Below are 15,022 nucleotides of genomic sequence, written 5' to 3'. Positions count from 1 at the left end.
GTCCGTCTCCCGTTCTTTCCTGTCCGGTTCGTTCTCGGTTCGTCAGTCGTCTTCGCCGTGGAAGCGCCGCCTGACGGACAGCAGCTCCACCTCGGGGCGGGCGGCGACCAGCCGTTCGCACCGGTCGAGCACCTCGCTCAAGTGCCCCGCGTCGCCGGACACCAACGCCAGGCCGATGACCGCCCTGCGGTGGAGGTCCATGTGGTCCACCTCGGCCGCGCTCACCGCGTACTTGCGCTGGAGCTCGGCGACGATGGGGCGGACGACGGAGCGCTTCTCCTTCAGCGACCGTACGTCGCCGAGAAGCAGGTCGAAGGACAGAGTCCCCACGTACATGTGTGTGTCCGGATGACCCGCCGGTACGGGATCGATGGCCCGCGCGGTCGGAGCGCGGGAACACCAGGAACGTTACCGCGATCGGGCCGGGGGCTCGATCGGGTTTTCCGGCGCGCACCGCACCCCGACGCGCACCGCGGCCCCAACGGCCAGCCGGCCGACGCGGCGGGTGCCGCGTCGGCCGGCTGGTGATCCGTGGGTGTTACACCCGCGGCTTCTCGCGCATCTCGTACGTCGCGATGACGTCGTCGACCTTGATGTCGTTGAAGTTGCCGAGGTTGATACCGCCCTCGAACCCTTCGCGGATCTCGGTGACGTCGTCCTTGAAGCGACGCAGGCCCTCGATGTTGAGGTTCTCCGCGACCACCTTGCCGTCGCGGATGAGGCGGGCCTTGGTGTTCCGCTTGACCTCGCCGGAGCGGATGAGAACACCCGCGATGTTGCCCAGCTTGGACGACTTGAAGACCTCGCGGATCTCCGCCGTACCGAGCTCGACCTCTTCGTACTCCGGCTTGAGCATGCCCTTGAGGGCCGCCTCGATCTCCTCGATCGCCTGGTAGATGACCGAGTAGTACCGGACGTCCACGCCTTCGCGCTCGGCCATCTGCTGCGCACGCCCGGCGGCGCGCACGTTGAAGCCGATGACGATGGCGTCGGAGCCCATGGCCAGGTCGATGTCGGACTCCGTGACCGCACCGACGCCGCGGTGCAGGACGCGGATGTCGACCTCTTCGCCGACGTCCAGCTGGAGCAGGGAGGACTCCAGAGCCTCGACCGATCCGGACGCGTCGCCCTTGATGATCAGGTTCAGCTGCTGGATCTCGCCGGCCTTCAGCACCTTGTCCAGGTCCTCCAGCGACACGCGGCGCGTGCGCTTGGCGAACGCGGCGTTCCGCTCGCGGGCGGCGCGCTTCTCGGCGATCTGACGGGCCGTACGGTCCTCGTCGACCACCAGGAAGTTGTCGCCCGCGCCCGGGACGTTGGTCAGGCCCAGGACCTGGACCGGCGTCGACGGGCCCGCCTCGGTGACGAGGTTGCCGTTGTCGTCGTGCATCGCCCGGACCCTGCCGTACGCGTCGCCGACCACCATGGTGTCGCCGACCCGCAGCGTGCCGCGCTGGACGAGGACCGTCGACACGGCACCGCGGCCGCGGTCGAGACGGGACTCGATCGCGATGCCCTGCGCGTCCTGGTGCGGGTTGGCCCGCAGGTCGAGCGAGGCGTCGGCGGTGAGGATCACGGCCTCCAGCAGGGAGTCGATGTGCAGACCCTGCTTGGCGGAGATGTCGACGAACATCGTGTCGCCGCCGTACTCCTCGGCCACCAGCCCGTACTCGGTGAGCTGACCGCGCACCTTGGTCGGGTCGGCGCCCTCGACGTCGATCTTGTTGACCGCGACGACGATCGGGACCTCGGCCGCCTTGGCGTGGTTGAGCGCCTCGACCGTCTGCGGCATGACGCCGTCGTTGGCCGCGACGACCAGGATCGCGATGTCGGTCGACCGGGCACCACGGGCACGCATGGCGGTGAACGCCTCGTGACCCGGGGTGTCGATGAAGGTGATCTTGCGCTCTTCGTCGTTGACCTCGGTCGCGACCTGGTAGGCACCGATGTGCTGGGTGATACCGCCGGCCTCGCCCGCGATGACGTTCGTCTTGCGGATGGCGTCGAGGAGCCGGGTCTTACCGTGGTCGACGTGACCCATGACGGTGACGACCGGCGGGCGGACCACCAGGTCCTCCTCGTCGCCCTCGTCCTCGCCGAACTCGATGTCGAAGGACTCGAGCAGCTCGCGGTCCTCCTCCTCCGGGCTGACGATCTGAACCGTGTAGTTCATCTCGTCGGCGAGGAGCTGGAGCGTCTCGTCGGAGACGGACTGCGTGGCCGTGACCATCTCGCCGAGGTTCATCATGACCGCGACGAGCGACGCCGGGTTGGCGTTGATCTTCTCCGCGAAGTCGGTGAGGGACGCACCGCGCGACAGGCGAACGGTCTCGCCGTTGCCGCGAGGCAGCATCACACCGCCGACCGACGGGGCCTGCATGGCCTCGTACTCCTGGCGCCTCTGCCGCTTCGACTTGCGGCCACGACGCGCGGGACCGCCGGGACGGCCGAAGGCGCCCTGCGTGCCACCACGGCCACCCGGGCCACCGGGACGACCACCGAAGCCGGGACGGCCACCGCCGCCACCGGGACCACCCGGACGGCCGGCGAAACCGCCGCCACCGCCACCGGGACCACCGGGACGGCCGGCGAAACCGCCACCGCCGCCACCGGGACGGCCGGCGAAGCCGCCGCCACCCGGGCGACCGCCGCCGCCACCGGGACGACCGCCGCCACCGGGACCGCGACCGCCGGGGCCACCGCCACCGGGACGCGGGCCGGCAGCCGGACGCTGCGGCATCATGCCGGGGTTGGGACGCGGTCCACCGGGACCGCCGCCGGGACGCGGACCGCCGCCCTGCGGACGGGGCATGCCGCCCGGCGTGGGACGCGCGCCACCCGGAGCCTGCGGACGGGGACCGCCCGCCGCACCCTGGGGACGGGGACCGCCCTGGCCCTGCGGACGCGGAGCGCCGCCGGGCGCACCCGGGCCGCCCGGACGCGGGGCACCGCCGGGACGGGGCGCCTGCGGGCGCGCCATGCCGGTGGAGCCACCGGAGGTGAAGGGGTTGTTGCCCGGACGGGGACCCGCCGGACGAGCGCCGGGACGCGGGGCGCCGCCACCCGGACGCGGAGCGCCGGGACGGTCGCCGCGGTCACCACGGCCCTGGCCGCCCTGGCCGGGACCGGCCGGACGCGGAGCGCCCGGACGCGGGGTCTGGCCGGCCGGACGCGGGGCGCCCGGACGCGGGCCGGAGCCCTGGGAGGGCGCGGCGGGAGCCGACGGCGGCGCCGTGAACTCGGGCGTGGTCGGAGCCGGGGACGCCGGGGCGGGCCGCGGCGCGGGCTTCGGGCCCGGGGTGGGACGGGGGCCGGGAGTGGCCGGCGCGGCGGGAGCCGCGGGCTTCTCGGCGGCGGCCGGCTTGGGCGCCGGCGGGCGCGGGGCGGCCGGACGGGCGGCCTGCGCCGGGGAGGGGGCTGCCGGCTTCGCCGGGGCAGCCTTGCGGGCGGAGGCGGGCTTGCCGCCACCGTTGCCCTGCTGGAGGGCGTCCGTCAGCTTGCGTACAACGGGCGCTTCGATGGTCGAAGACGCCGAACGGACGAATTCACCGAGTTCCTGGAGCTTGGCCATGACGACCTTGCTCTCGACACCGAACTCCTTGGCGAGTTCGTAGACCCGGACCTTAGCCACTTCGCTCCTTTGAGGTCCGGGTTGCGTCCGGACCGTCGCTAGTTCATGGGCGTACTCATCGCGTACTCATCGAGTGCTCATCGCAATCTCGACCTGCTTTCGACTCGCGAGGTACCTAGACCACACGGGGTTCCGTGCGGCACGTTCTTACGGTGTTGCCCGATCGGCAACTGTTGTCTGCTCGACGTATCGGCGCAACGCCTTTGTGTCGAGCGCTCCCGGGACGCGCAGTGCCCTCGGGAACGCCCGGCGGCGTACCGCCTGGTCCAGACAGACCTGGGCGGGGTGTACGTACGCACCCCGGCCGGGCAGCGTACCGCGTGGATCAGGGACGCACGCGTCCTCGATCGCCACGATCCGCAGCAGTTCAGCCTTGGCCGCTCGCTCCCGGCACCCCAAGCAGGTGCGCTCGGGGCATGCTCGGTCGCGTGTCCGGCCAGACACAGTTAAGTCTACCTCCCCGTACGCGCCTCACCCCTGCGGGGCAGCATTCGAACAGTTGCAGCGCGTGAACCTGTCGTGATCTGAACGACTCACGGCTTGGATCCATTCCCCGGATGCGGCGCGGATCCGCCGTCGATCTTCGGCCGATCTGTTCCGCGCCTGCTCCGGGCCCGCTCGCGGCTACTCCGCGGCCGGTTCCGTGTCCGGGCGGATGTCGATCCGCCAGCCGGTCAGCCGGGCCGCGAGGCGGGCGTTCTGGCCCTCCTTGCCGATGGCCAGGGACAGCTGGTAGTCGGGCACGGTCACCCGGGCGGACCGGGTCGCCATGTCCACGATCTCGACCTTGGAGACACGGGCCGGGGAGAGCGCGTTCGCCACCATCTCGGCCGGGTCCTCCGACCAGTCGACGATGTCGATCTTCTCACCGTTGAGCTCGCCCATCACGTTGCGCACCCGGCCGCCCATGGGGCCGATGCAGGCACCCTTGGCGTTCAGGCCCGAGCGGGTGGACCGTACGGCGATCTTGGTGCGGTGACCGGCCTCACGGGCGATCGCGGCGATCTCCACCGATCCGTCGGCGATCTCCGGCACCTCCAGGGCGAACAGCTTCTTCACCAGATTGGGGTGCGTGCGCGACAGCGTGACGGACGGGCCGCGGACGCCCTTGGCCACCCGGACGACGTACGACCGCAGCCGCATGCCGTGCGGGTAGGTCTCGCCCGGCACCTGCTCCTGCACCGGCAGGATGGCCTCCAGCTTGCCGATGTCCACGAGCACGTTCTTCGGGTCGCGGCCCTGCTGGACCACACCGGTGACGATGTCGCCCTCGCGGCCGGCGTACTCGCCGAGCGTCGCGTCGTCCTCGGCGTCGCGCAGGCGCTGCAGGATGACCTGCTTGGCCGTGGTGGCGGCGATACGGCCGAAACCGGACGGTGTGTCGTCGAACTCGCGGGGCTCCTGGCCCTCCTCGAGGTCGTCCGCGTCCTCCTTCGCCCACACGGTCACATGGCCGGTCTCCCGGTTGAGCTCCACGCGCGCGTGGCGGCGGCTTCCCTCGGTGCGGTGGTAGGCGATGAGGAGGGCCGACTCGATCGCCTCGACCAGCAGGTCGAAGGAGATCTCCTTCTCCCGAACCAAGCCCCGCAGGGCACTCATGTCGATGTCCACGGCTACGCCTCCTCTTCCTTCTCGTTGTCCTGCTTGTTGTCCTTGCGGCTGAACTCGACCTGGACACGCGCCCGGACGATGTCGTCGAAGGCGAGTCTGCGCGCGGTGGCCTTGCGGCCCTTGACCCCGGGCACCTCGGTGTCGACGCCGTCGTCGTCGACCTTCAGGATCCTGGCGACCAGTTCGCCGCCCTCGGCCAGCTGGAACTTCACCAGCCGGTCCGTGGCCCGGACGTAGTGCCGGTGTTCCGTGAGGAGGCGCTCCGCGCCCGGGGTGCCGACCTCGAGGGTGTACTCCCCCTGTCCCATCGCGTCCGTCTCGTCGAGCTTCGCCGAGAGCGCGCGGCTCACATCGGCGATCTGGTCCAGGTCCGCACCGGTGTCCGAGTCGACGACGACGCGCAGCACACGCTTGCGGCCGACGGAGTCCACTTCGATCTCTTCGAGGTCCAGGCCCTGGGAGCTGACGAGCGGTTCCAGTAGCTCTCGCAGCCTCTCGCTCTGGGTGGTGCTCATCCGGGTGACTCCTCGGCCGCGTGTGCTGTTGTGGGATGGGTCGCGTGTCTGGTCAAAGGGTATCCGGTCGCAGGGAGTGTTGCCGTCCACCCGGTGACGAACGGTGCCGCTGAGTGGTCCCGGGCGACGGCCCGGGTACCGTGATCACGGGCGGGCAGCCCTTGCGGTCCCTTCCTTCTCGCATGTTTCCCACCACGAGCCCCCGAGGACGTCTGACGTGCCGTTCCCCTCATCGCCGCGCCCCCGCTCGGGGCCGCGCAGAAGGAGTCTGCTCGCGGTCGGGCCCGCGGCGCTCGCCCTGGCGGGCTGCACCGCCGGTCCGGAGGGGTCCGCGGACCCGGGCGAAGGAAACTCGGACGCCGAACGCCGGGCACGCGCGCGTGCGGCCCGGGACAGCGAGGGGCTGCTGGAGCGGTACGACGCGGTGATCGCCGCCCGGCCGGCCCTGGCGGGGCGGCTGGGACCACTGCGGGACAACGTCGTCCGGCACGTCCAGGCGTTCGGAGGTGGCCGAAAAGCATCGCCCTCGGCGTCGGCCTCGCCGTCCCGCGCGGCAACGGCGTCGGCGCCGGTCGCCGTGCCGGGGAACGACAAGGACGCCCTGGCCGGGCTCGCCGCCGCGGAGCGGGAGCTCGCCGACCGGCGCTCCAAGGAGCTGCTCGGAGTGCCCGGCGAGCTGGCGCGGCTGCTGGCGTCGGTCGCGGCGGCCGGGGCGGCGCACGTGTACGTGCTGACGGAGGGGGACGCGTGAGCGAGGCGAAGGACCGCGAGCTGCGGGCCCTGCAGGCGGCCCTGGCGGCCGAGCACGCGGCGGTCTACGGGTACGGAGTCGTGGGCGGGAAGATCGGCGAGGGGCAGCGCGGCGAGGCCCGGACCGCGTACGACGCGCACCGGGCGCGCCGGGACGCGCTGGTGCGCGAGGTGAAGGACCTGGGCGGCCGGCCCGTGGCGGCGGCCGCCGGGTACGCGCTGCCCTTCGCGGTGCCGGACGCGGCGGCGGCCGCGCGGCTGGCCGCGGAGCTGGAGGACCGGGTGGCCGGGGTCTACTCCGACCTGGTGCGGGCCGCGGCCGGTGAGCGGCGGGCGCTGGCCGCCGAGGCGCTGCGGGAGGCGGCGGTGCGGGCGGTGCGCTGGCGCGGGGAGAGCGTAGCCTTCCCTGGGCTCGCCGAGCGGGCGGGCACGGCCCCGCCCTCGGCGGCGCCGACGGCGTGAACCGGTCGGGGCACGCTCCGCCACCAGCACGAAGGGAACGACTCGCGCATGGTTTTCGAGCCGCCGCGGCGCCTGGTCAGGGCGCTCGGAGAGACGGCCCCGGAGGGTGACGACTGGCTGGAGAAGCTGCCCGAGGCGGCACGGCAGGCCGTCGCGCTACGCGAGTTGACCGTGGAGCGGGTGCAGGTGCCCGGCGGGCGCAGCAGCCTGGTCGTGCTGGTGCGGACGGCCGACGGGACGCCCGCCGTGCTGAAACTGGCGCCGGGGCGGGCCCGGCCGGAGGCGGAGCGGGCCGCGCTGGCGCACTGGGCCGGGCGGGGCGCCGTGCAGCTGCTCGAACCCGACCAGCCGACCGAGGGGGTGCTGCTGCTGGAGCGGCTCCATCCGGACGTGTCGGTGCGGTCCCTGCCGGAGGCGAAGGCGCTGCTGGAGGCGGCGGGGACGCTGCGGCGGCTGTGGATCGAGCCGCCCGCCGGTTTCCCGTTCGAGACGGTGGCCGAGCGGACCGGGCGGCAGGCCGAGGCGATGCGGGCCCGGGCGCAGGCCGACCCCGAGGTGGCCCCGCTCGTGGGACCGGCGCTGGCCGCGCGCGAGGAACTGCTGGCCGCACCGCCCGAACACCGGCTGCTGCACGGCACGTTCCGGCAGAGCAAGGTGCTCGCCGGGGAACGGATGCCGTGGCTGGCCGTGGGACCCGACCCGGTGGTCGGCGAGTGCGCGTTCGACCTGGCCCGGCTGGTCCGCGACCGGGTGGAGGACCTGATCGCCCAGCCGTCCGGCGCGGCGACGACCCGGCGCCGGGTGAAGCGGCTGGCCGAGTCGCTGGAGGTGGACCAGGAGCGGCTGCGCGGCTGGACCCTGTTCCGGGCCGTGGAGTCGGGTGTGCGGGCGGGGCGGGTGGGGCGCCCTCGCGACGCCGAGCTGCTGCTGGAGTTCGCGAGCTGGCTGTGAGCGCCCCGGCCTTGCGGAGCGCTCACCCCTGCCCCTGCCGGGGCCTTACGCCGTGACGCGGGCGACGGCCTCCTCGACCGTCAGTTCCTCGCGCTCGCCGGTGCGGCGGTCCTTCAGCTCCACCACGCCCTCGGCGGCGCGGCGGCCGGCGACCAGGATCTGCGGGACGCCGATCAGCTCGGAGTCGGTGAACTTGACGCCCGGGGAGACACCGGCGCGGTCGTCGACCAGGACGCGGACGCCGGCCGCGGCCAGCTTCTGGGAGATGTCGAGGGCCAGTTCGGTCTGCAGGGCCTTGCCGGCGGCGACCACGTGGACGTCGGCCGGGGCGACCTCCTTGGGCCAGCACAGGCCCTTGTCGTCGGCGCTCTGCTCGGCGAGTGCGGCGACCGCGCGGGAGACGCCGATGCCGTAGGAGCCCATGGTGACGCGGACCGGCTTGCCGTTCTGGCCGAGGACGTCGAGCTTGAGGGCGTCGGCGTACTTGCGGCCCAGCTGGAAGATGTGGCCGATCTCGATGGCGCGGTCCAGGACGAGGCCCGTGCCGCACTTCGGGCAGGGGTCGCCCTCCTGCACGACCACGACGTCGACGTACCGGTCGACCTCGAAGTCACGGCCCGCGACGACGTTCCTGGTGTGCGTGCCGGGCTTGTTCGCGCCGGTGATCCAGGAGGTGCCCGGGGCGACACGCGGGTCGGCGATGTACGTGACCTTGTCCAGGCCCTGCGGTCCGACGTAGCCGCGGACCAGGTCGGGGCGGCCGGCGAAGTCCGTCTCGGTGACCAGCTCGACGGTGGCCGGGGCGAAGTGCGCCTCGACCTTGTCCAGGTCGACCTCGCGGTCACCGGGCACGCCGACGGCGACGATCTCGCCGTCGACCTTCACGAGGAGGTTCTTCAGCGTGGCCGAGGCGGGGACGCCGAGGGAGGCGGCGAGGGTCTCGATGGTCGGGGTGTCCGGGGTGGGGATGTCCTCGGCGGCCGGCACGCCCGCTGCGTCGACGGGCTTCAGCTCGTAGGTGATCGCCTCCGTGTTGGCGGCGAAGTCGCAGTTCGGGCAGTCGGCGAAGGTGTCCTCGCCGGCCTCGGCCGGGGCCAGGAACTCCTCGGACTTGGAGCCGCCCATGGCGCCGGCGGTCGCGGCGCAGATGCGGTAGTCGAGGCCGAGCCGGGCGAAGACGCGCTGGTAGGCCTCGCGGTGCAGGGCGTAGGACCGCGCGAGGCCCTCGTCCTCGGTGTCGAAGGAGTAGGAGTCCTTCATCAGGAACTCGCGGCCGCGCAGGATGCCGGCGCGCGGCCGGGCCTCGTCGCGGAACTTGTTCTGGATCTGGTAGAGGATCACGGGCAGGTCCTTGTAGGAGGACGCCTGGTCCTTCACCAGCAGGGTGAAGATCTCCTCGTGGGTGGGGCCGAGGAGGTAGTCGCCGCCCTTGCGGTCCTGGAGGCGGAAGAGCTCGGCGCCGTACTCGTTCCAGCGGCCGGTCGCCTCGTAGGGCTCGCGCGGCAGCAGGGCGGGCAGGGACACCTCCTGGGCGCCGATGGCGTCCATCTCCTCGCGGACGATGCGCTCCACGTTGGACAGGACCTTCTTGCCCAGGGGCAGCCAGCTCCAGATGCCGGCGGCGGTGCGGCGTACGTAGCCGGCGCGGACGAGGAGCTTGTGGCTGAGGACCTCGGCGTCGGCCGGGTCGTCGCGCAACGTCTTCGCCAACAACTGGGACATGCGCTGGACCGGTGCGTTCGCCATGGTTCGTCTGCTCCTGCTACGTGTGGGTGATGGCAGGAGGTTAGCCGGGGGGCGGGGGGCGGCGGAAATCGGTTAGCGGCGCAGGAGCGGGAGCGGGGCGCCCATCACGGCGTACGGCTTGGGGGCGCTCGGGAAGAGGACCTGGCGGGCCAGGTCCCGGTAGCCGAGGGAGCGGTACAGGGCGCGGGCGGGGCTGTCGGTGTCGATCGCGGAGAGGATCGAGCGGGGTTCGTCGGCGCCGTCGGTGATCGTGGTGATCAGGGAGCGGCCGATGCCGCGGTTCTGGTGGGCGGGGTGCACGTGCAGCTCGGTGATCACGAAGGAGTCGTCGAGCCAGTGGTCGTGGTGCTGGGCCCGCAGGTAGGGCTCCACGACGGTGGACCACCAGTGGGTGCGGTCGTTGGGCATGCCGTAGACGAACCCGACCAGGCGTCCGCCCGCGGTGGCGCCGAGGGCGCGGGCCCCCGGGTAGGTCATGTGGCGCAGGACGATCTGGCGGCGGACGGCGACCTCGTCGGGGCCGAGCCCGAAGGCCACGGCCTGCACGGCCAAGGCCTCGTCTACGTGGGCGGAGAGGTCGAGGGAGCCGATCACCAGGTCCATGGCGGGGAGCCTACAGGGGGGTTTCCGCCGCCGTCCGGGTGCTTCAGAACAGAACGCTCATGAAGGCGCCGACCTCCTGGAAGCCCACGCGCCGGTAGGTCCTCCTGGCCGCGGTGTTGAAGTCGTTCACGTAGAGGCTGACGAGGGGGGCCACGTCCGCCAGGGCGTAGCGCAGCACGGCCGCCATGCCGGGGGCCGCCAGACCGGTCCCCCGGTATTCGGGGGCGACCCAGACGCCCTGGATCTGGCACGCGCGGTCCGTAGCGGCGCCGATCTCGGCCTTGAAGGCGACCTTGCCGTCGGCGTCGAAGCGGGCGAAGGCGCGGCCGGAGCCGACGAGTTCGGCGACCCGGGCCTGGTAGAGCAGGCCGCCGTCCCCGGCCAGCGGCGAGACGCCCACCTCCTCGGTGAACATCGCCACGCACGCCGGCAGGATCGTCTCCATCTCGTCCTTGCGGACGCGCCGGACGTAGGGGTCGGGGGTGACGTCGTCCGGCAGCCGGTCGGTGATCATCAGCGGCTGGTGGCGGCGTACCTCGCGGGCCGGGCCCCAGTGGGGCTCCAGGAGCCGCCACAGGTCGGCGGTGGGTCCGGCGGGGCCGACGATGGAGGAGCAGCGGCGGCCGGAGCGGCGGGCGCGGTCGGCGAAGGCGCGCACGGCACGCGGACCGGCGCAGATCGGGACGAGGTTGGCGCCCGCGTAGCACAGGGAGGTGAGGATGCCGTCCTCGTACCAGCCCCACATCTCACCGCCGAGCCGCCACGGGTCGAGTCCGGCGATCTGCACCCGTGACGTCACGAAGGCGTTCGCGACCGGCTCGCGGTCGAGGACGGCGAGCGCGGCGTCCAGGTCGCTCGGTTCGAGGACCCGTGAGGTGGTCTGCGTCAACACGTGCGGGGCGCCTCACACACTGGGGTCGGCTGATTCCCCGCACTGTACCTGGCGGAGCTGGGGAGTGCCGCCGCGCCGGCGGCCGGGACGGGCACGGGCCCGGCCCTACGGCCCGTCCAGCCGCTCCCTGAGCCGGCCCACCTCGTCCCGGAGGCCGCTCACCATCCGGTACAGCGCCTGCACGGCCACGACGGAGACTCCGTTGGCGTCGATGGGGTGGATGGTCCGGTCGTCGGCGCCCAGACCGAGCGCCGCGTACCAGTCCTGGGCCATGGGGCCGAGGTGCCGGACGCCCTCTTCGCCCAGGTAGCTCCAGGTGCTGACGGGCAGGGCGGCGACGGCACGCAGGACGGCGTAGCCGTCGGTCGGGGGGTGGGCGCCGGGGTCCGGCCCGGCGGACCAGGTGACGGGTTCGACGGCCGACTTGAGGGCCCGGTCGCTCTGTCCGCCTCCGCCGTCGTACGAGGTGCCGTACGAGCGCCCGTACCCCTGCGGTGGGACGGGCGGGGCGCTCGCCGCCCGCCGCGGCTCCCGCTCGTCGATGTCGCGCAGCAGTTCCCTTGCCAGTCGGGTCTCCTGGTGGTCGTCGCCCAGCACTCTGCGCAGCGATTCGACGGCCCGGGCGCACAGGTGCACGGCCTCCCGCACCTGCCCGTCCTCCAGGGTGGCGATGACCAGGTTCATGCGGACGCGGAGGGTCGCGGGGTGGTCCTCGCCCAGGGTCGCGGCGAGATCGCGGGCGAGTTCGCGGAACAGGTCGAGGGCGGGTCGGGGGCCGTCGACCGTGGCGAGGACGGCCGCGTGGTTCGACCTGGCCTGGGCGGTGTGGGGGTGGGTCCGGCCGAGATGCCGCTCGCGGCGGTCGACGACGTGCCGGAGGGCGACGATCGCGGCGTCCGGGTCGATGTCCAGCCGGCACAGCGCCTCGACCTCGGCGGCCTCGGTGCTCAGGGGGTGGTCCGGTCCCAGCAGCCGTTCGGAGCGCTGCCGCACGGCCGTGGCCGTGGCGAGTGCCTCCTCGGCCGCGCCGCCGCGCTGCGCCCAGTAGGCCAGCGAGGTGAGGATGCGCAGGCTCGTGGGATGGTCCGGGCCGAGGGTGGCGTCGCAGTCGTCCGCGAGCCGTGCGAGCAGCGTGCGCGCCGTGTCGTGGTGGCCGGCCCGTGCCGTGGCCCAGGCGTGGGAGTGGCGGGCGTCGAGCGTGGCCGGGGCGTCCGGCCCGAACTCCTCGATCAGCTCCGGCAGCAGTTGGTCCAGTTCGATGTGCGCGTGGATCCAGTTGCCCGACCGGCCTCCCGTGCGGGCCATGCCCCAGCGGGCGAGCAGGAGCAGGGTCCGGTCGCGGTCGGGGAACGACGACTCGCGGTGGGCGGTCCTCGCATAGAGGCGGTTGGCCTCGTGCCAGTGGCCCATGTGTCCGAGCCACAGGGCCCGCCGCAGTGCGGCGAGCCGGGTGAGGACGTGTGCGGGCCCCAGGTGGCGCGAGCAGTCCTCGTGCAGGTCGGTGGTGAGGTCCAGGGCGCGGCGGACGTCCTGGGTGTGGCCGGTCCAGAAGGCCAGGGCGTGCCGGGCGGCCAGGGTCCTGGGGTCGGCCTCGCCGAACGCGGCCACGGCGCCGGTGGCGAGCCGCGACGCGGCGTGGCGGGCCAGTTCCGGCTCGCAGGCGGCGCTGAGACGGGCGACCGCCTGGGCGAGGGCGTCGAGGCGCTCCTGACCCGCCGGCCAGACCGCGAACTCCTGGGCCGAGGAATAGGCCAGGACGGCGTCGGCCGCGCCGTCCCAGCCGCCGATCCAGGTGTCGGCCGACAGACGCGGGGCCGGCTCCCCGCCCTGTCGGCGGGAGGGTCCCTGGCGGTCACGGAGCCGCTGCCAGTCCCGCTGCCACCGGGCATGGTCGATCACGAGGGTGTGGCCGTTGGCCCGCGCGAGCTTCTCGATGCAGCGCAGCAGTGCCCCGACGGTCTCCCAGTCGCCGTTGCCGACGCCGGCCTCACGGTCACGCCGGTAGCCGTAGAGCGTCTCGCGTCCGATGGGGATCTCCCGGACCACCTGCGCGACGGTGACCCCGTTCTCGTCCATGAGCCGGGCGAGTTCCGCCCGGAAGTGCCGCCACGTCTCCACGGTGCCCTCTCGACGACCGGTCCGGGACAGGTGTCCATGGTGTCCGGGCGTCCGGGAGGGCGTCCAGCGGATCGCGCCAGTCCGGATGCGGTGTCCCGGACGTCCGGGCTTTCCCCGTCCGGGGGCGGCTCGCGGTGGGCTCCTCCCAGGTGCCCGGCGCTGGTGCCGGGCCGTTCCGGGAGGTGCTCGTGTCTCACTTCGTCGTCGGTCTGCTGGACGGTTCACCGGTCGTCGCCGTCCTGGCGTTCGCCGTGCTGTCGGCGCCGGTGCTGCTGAGGCAGCTGCTGCTGTTCCTCGGCTTCCGGTGGGCGCTGCGCGGCGCGCGGCAGGACGTGTCGCGGGTGTCGCTCTTCAGCACGTACTCCGCCGCCCTGACGGCGCGCCGGGCGCGCACGGGCCGTCGTCGGTGACCCGGCCGGGAGCGGGTGTGTCCCCCGGCCCGAGTGGATACTGCGCGGTCAGCCCGCGACGGCCACCGACGGCTCGCCGGAGGCCACGCCGTCCTTCTCCATCTGCTCGGCCAGCTTCATGGCCTCCTCGATGAGGGTCTCGACGATCTTGGACTCGGGGACGGTCTTGATGACCTCGCCCTTGACGAAGATCTGGCCCTTGCCGTTGCCGGAGGCGACACCGAGGTCGGCCTCGCGGGCCTCGCCGGGGCCGTTGACGACGCAGCCCATGACGGCGACGCGGAGCGGGACCTCCATGCCGGTCAGGCCGGCCGTGACCTCTTCGGCCAGCTTGTAGACGTCGACCTGGGCCCGGCCGCAGGAAGGGCAGGAGACGATCTCCAGGCCGCGCTGCTTGAGGTTCAGGGACTCCAGGATCTGGATGCCGACCTTGACCTCCTCGGCGGGGGGCGCGCTCAGGGACACCCGGATCGTGTCGCCGATGCCCTGGGAGAGCAGGGCGCCGAAGGCGACGGCCGACTTGATGGTGCCCTGGAAGGCGGGGCCGGCCTCGGTGACGCCGAGGTGCAGCGGGTAGTCGCACTGCGCGGCGAGCTGCTTGTACGCCTCGATCATGACGACCGGGTCGTTGTGCTTGACGGAGATCTTGATGTCGCGGAAGTCGTGCTCCTCGAAGAGGGACGCCTCCCACAGGGCCGACTCGACCAGGGCCTCGGGAGTGGCCTTGCCGTACTTCTGCAGGAGGCGCCTGTCGAGGGAGCCGGCGTTGACGCCGATGCGGATCGGGGTGCCGTGGTCGCGGGCCGCCTTGGCGATCTCCTTGACCTTGTCGTCGAACTGCTTGATGTTGCCGGGGTTGACGCGCACCGCCGCGCAGCCGGCCTCGATCGCGGCGAAGACGTACTTCGGCTGGAAGTGGATGTCGGCGATGACCGGGATCTGCGACTTGCGGGCGATGGTCGGCAGGGCGTCGGCGTCGTCCTGGGTGGGGCAGGCGACCCGGACGATCTGGCAGCCGGAGGCGGTCAGTTCGGCGATCTGCTGGAGGGTCGCGCCGATGTCGGACGTGCGCGTGGTGGTCATCGACTGGACCGAGACGGGGGCGTCTCCGCCGACCGCGACGGACCCGACCTGGATCTGGCGGCTCTTCCGGCGCTCGGCGAGCTTGGTCGGAACGGACGGCATGCCGAGAGAAATCGCAGTCATCTGCTGTGCAACCCCAAGTCGTGGATCAAGGTCCGGTCCCGTGAGCAGCGGGCTCCGAGCTTCGAGATTACGGCACAGGCACGGGCACGGGCACATCACACCCGCGGTGCCACCCGATGGAAGGCGG

General features: G+C 72.8%; 14 protein-coding genes. 4 read left to right on the top strand and 10 right to left on the bottom strand.

All coding sequences use genetic code 11. The annotated features are described in order from the left end of the window. Nucleotides 1–42: 42 nt before the first annotated feature. The 5 genes from ACIGAQ_RS36065 to rimP all read right to left on the bottom strand — a co-directional run bounded on the left by ACIGAQ_RS36065 (nt 43) and on the right by rimP (nt 5,757). Nucleotides 43–336, bottom strand: a complete 294-nt coding sequence (locus ACIGAQ_RS36065) for a DUF503 domain-containing protein (RefSeq protein WP_010042759.1) — start codon at nt 334–336, stop codon at nt 43–45. Nucleotides 337–538: 202 nt separating this feature from the next. Next, nucleotides 539–3,631: a translation initiation factor IF-2 gene (gene infB, locus ACIGAQ_RS36060; protein WP_399790527.1), complete on the bottom strand. Its 3,093-nt coding sequence runs from the start codon at nt 3,629–3,631 to the stop codon at nt 539–541. A gap of 147 nt (nt 3,632–3,778) precedes the next feature. Continuing rightward, a complete protein-coding gene (locus ACIGAQ_RS36055; RefSeq protein WP_399790524.1) occupies nt 3,779–4,075 on the bottom strand; it encodes a YlxR family protein in 297 nt (98 codons plus the stop codon). A gap of 180 nt (nt 4,076–4,255) precedes the next feature. Continuing rightward, nucleotides 4,256–5,242 carry a transcription termination factor NusA gene (gene nusA, locus ACIGAQ_RS36050; protein ID WP_311688518.1) on the bottom strand — a complete coding sequence of 329 codons (987 nt, stop codon included), beginning with the start codon at nt 5,240–5,242 and terminating at the stop codon, nt 4,256–4,258. Nucleotides 5,243–5,244: 2 nt separating this feature from the next. After that, nucleotides 5,245–5,757 (bottom strand): ribosome maturation factor RimP, encoded by a 513-nt coding sequence (rimP, locus tag ACIGAQ_RS36045; RefSeq protein ID WP_311688520.1) that lies wholly within the window; start codon nt 5,755–5,757, stop codon nt 5,245–5,247. A 217-nt stretch (nt 5,758–5,974) separates the two neighbouring features. Here rimP and ACIGAQ_RS36040 point away from each other — a divergent pair, with 217 nt between their 5' ends. From ACIGAQ_RS36040 to ACIGAQ_RS36030, 3 genes are read left to right on the top strand one after another with little or no spacing between them, the layout of a single operon-like run. Beyond that, a complete protein-coding gene (locus ACIGAQ_RS36040) occupies nt 5,975–6,508 on the top strand; it encodes a hypothetical protein (RefSeq protein ID WP_399790520.1) in 534 nt (177 codons plus the stop codon). Next, nucleotides 6,505–6,969 carry a ferritin-like domain-containing protein gene (locus ACIGAQ_RS36035; protein ID WP_399790518.1) on the top strand — a complete coding sequence of 155 codons (465 nt, stop codon included), beginning with the start codon at nt 6,505–6,507 and terminating at the stop codon, nt 6,967–6,969. The genes ACIGAQ_RS36040 and ACIGAQ_RS36035 overlap by 4 nt, the downstream gene beginning before the upstream one ends. Before the next feature lie 48 nt (nt 6,970–7,017). Next, nucleotides 7,018–7,920 (top strand): aminoglycoside phosphotransferase family protein, encoded by a 903-nt coding sequence (locus ACIGAQ_RS36030; RefSeq protein ID WP_362281682.1) that lies wholly within the window; start codon nt 7,018–7,020, stop codon nt 7,918–7,920. 45 nt (nt 7,921–7,965) lie between these two features. Here ACIGAQ_RS36030 and ACIGAQ_RS36025 read toward each other — a convergent pair whose 3' ends face one another. From ACIGAQ_RS36025 to ACIGAQ_RS36010, 4 genes are all read right to left on the bottom strand, one after another. Next, entirely contained in the window at nt 7,966–9,666 is a 1,701-nt protein-coding gene (locus ACIGAQ_RS36025) for a proline--tRNA ligase (RefSeq protein WP_399790514.1), read from the bottom strand. Nucleotides 9,667–9,738: 72 nt separating this feature from the next. Continuing rightward, nucleotides 9,739–10,269: a GNAT family N-acetyltransferase gene (locus tag ACIGAQ_RS36020; RefSeq protein WP_311688530.1), complete on the bottom strand. Its 531-nt coding sequence runs from the start codon at nt 10,267–10,269 to the stop codon at nt 9,739–9,741. Nucleotides 10,270–10,312: 43 nt separating this feature from the next. Then, nucleotides 10,313–11,161: a GNAT family N-acetyltransferase gene (locus ACIGAQ_RS36015; RefSeq protein WP_094055832.1), complete on the bottom strand. Its 849-nt coding sequence runs from the start codon at nt 11,159–11,161 to the stop codon at nt 10,313–10,315. Nucleotides 11,162–11,266: 105 nt separating this feature from the next. After that, nucleotides 11,267–13,279, bottom strand: a complete 2,013-nt coding sequence (locus ACIGAQ_RS36010; protein ID WP_399790510.1) for a tetratricopeptide repeat protein — start codon at nt 13,277–13,279, stop codon at nt 11,267–11,269. 188 nt (nt 13,280–13,467) lie between these two features. Here ACIGAQ_RS36010 and ACIGAQ_RS36005 point away from each other — a divergent pair, with 188 nt between their 5' ends. Beyond that, the gene (locus ACIGAQ_RS36005) at nt 13,468–13,689 is read left to right on the top strand and encodes a hypothetical protein (RefSeq protein WP_311688533.1); all 222 of its coding nucleotides are present in this window, start codon (nt 13,468–13,470) and stop codon (nt 13,687–13,689) included. A gap of 48 nt (nt 13,690–13,737) precedes the next feature. On the opposite strand, the gene ispG is transcribed toward ACIGAQ_RS36005, so the two are convergent. Then, on the bottom strand, nt 13,738–14,895 hold the full coding sequence (gene ispG / locus ACIGAQ_RS36000; protein ID WP_399790507.1) for a flavodoxin-dependent (E)-4-hydroxy-3-methylbut-2-enyl-diphosphate synthase: 1,158 nt from the start codon (nt 14,893–14,895) through the stop codon (nt 13,738–13,740). Between the last annotated feature and the right edge of the window lie 127 nt (nt 14,896–15,022).

The sequence above is a fragment of the Streptomyces sp. NPDC085932 genome, from assembly GCF_044540525.1.
GTDB classification, from domain to species: domain Bacteria; phylum Actinomycetota; class Actinomycetes; order Streptomycetales; family Streptomycetaceae; genus Streptomyces; species Streptomyces levis.
This window is presented reverse-complemented; position numbering and strand designations above follow the sequence as displayed.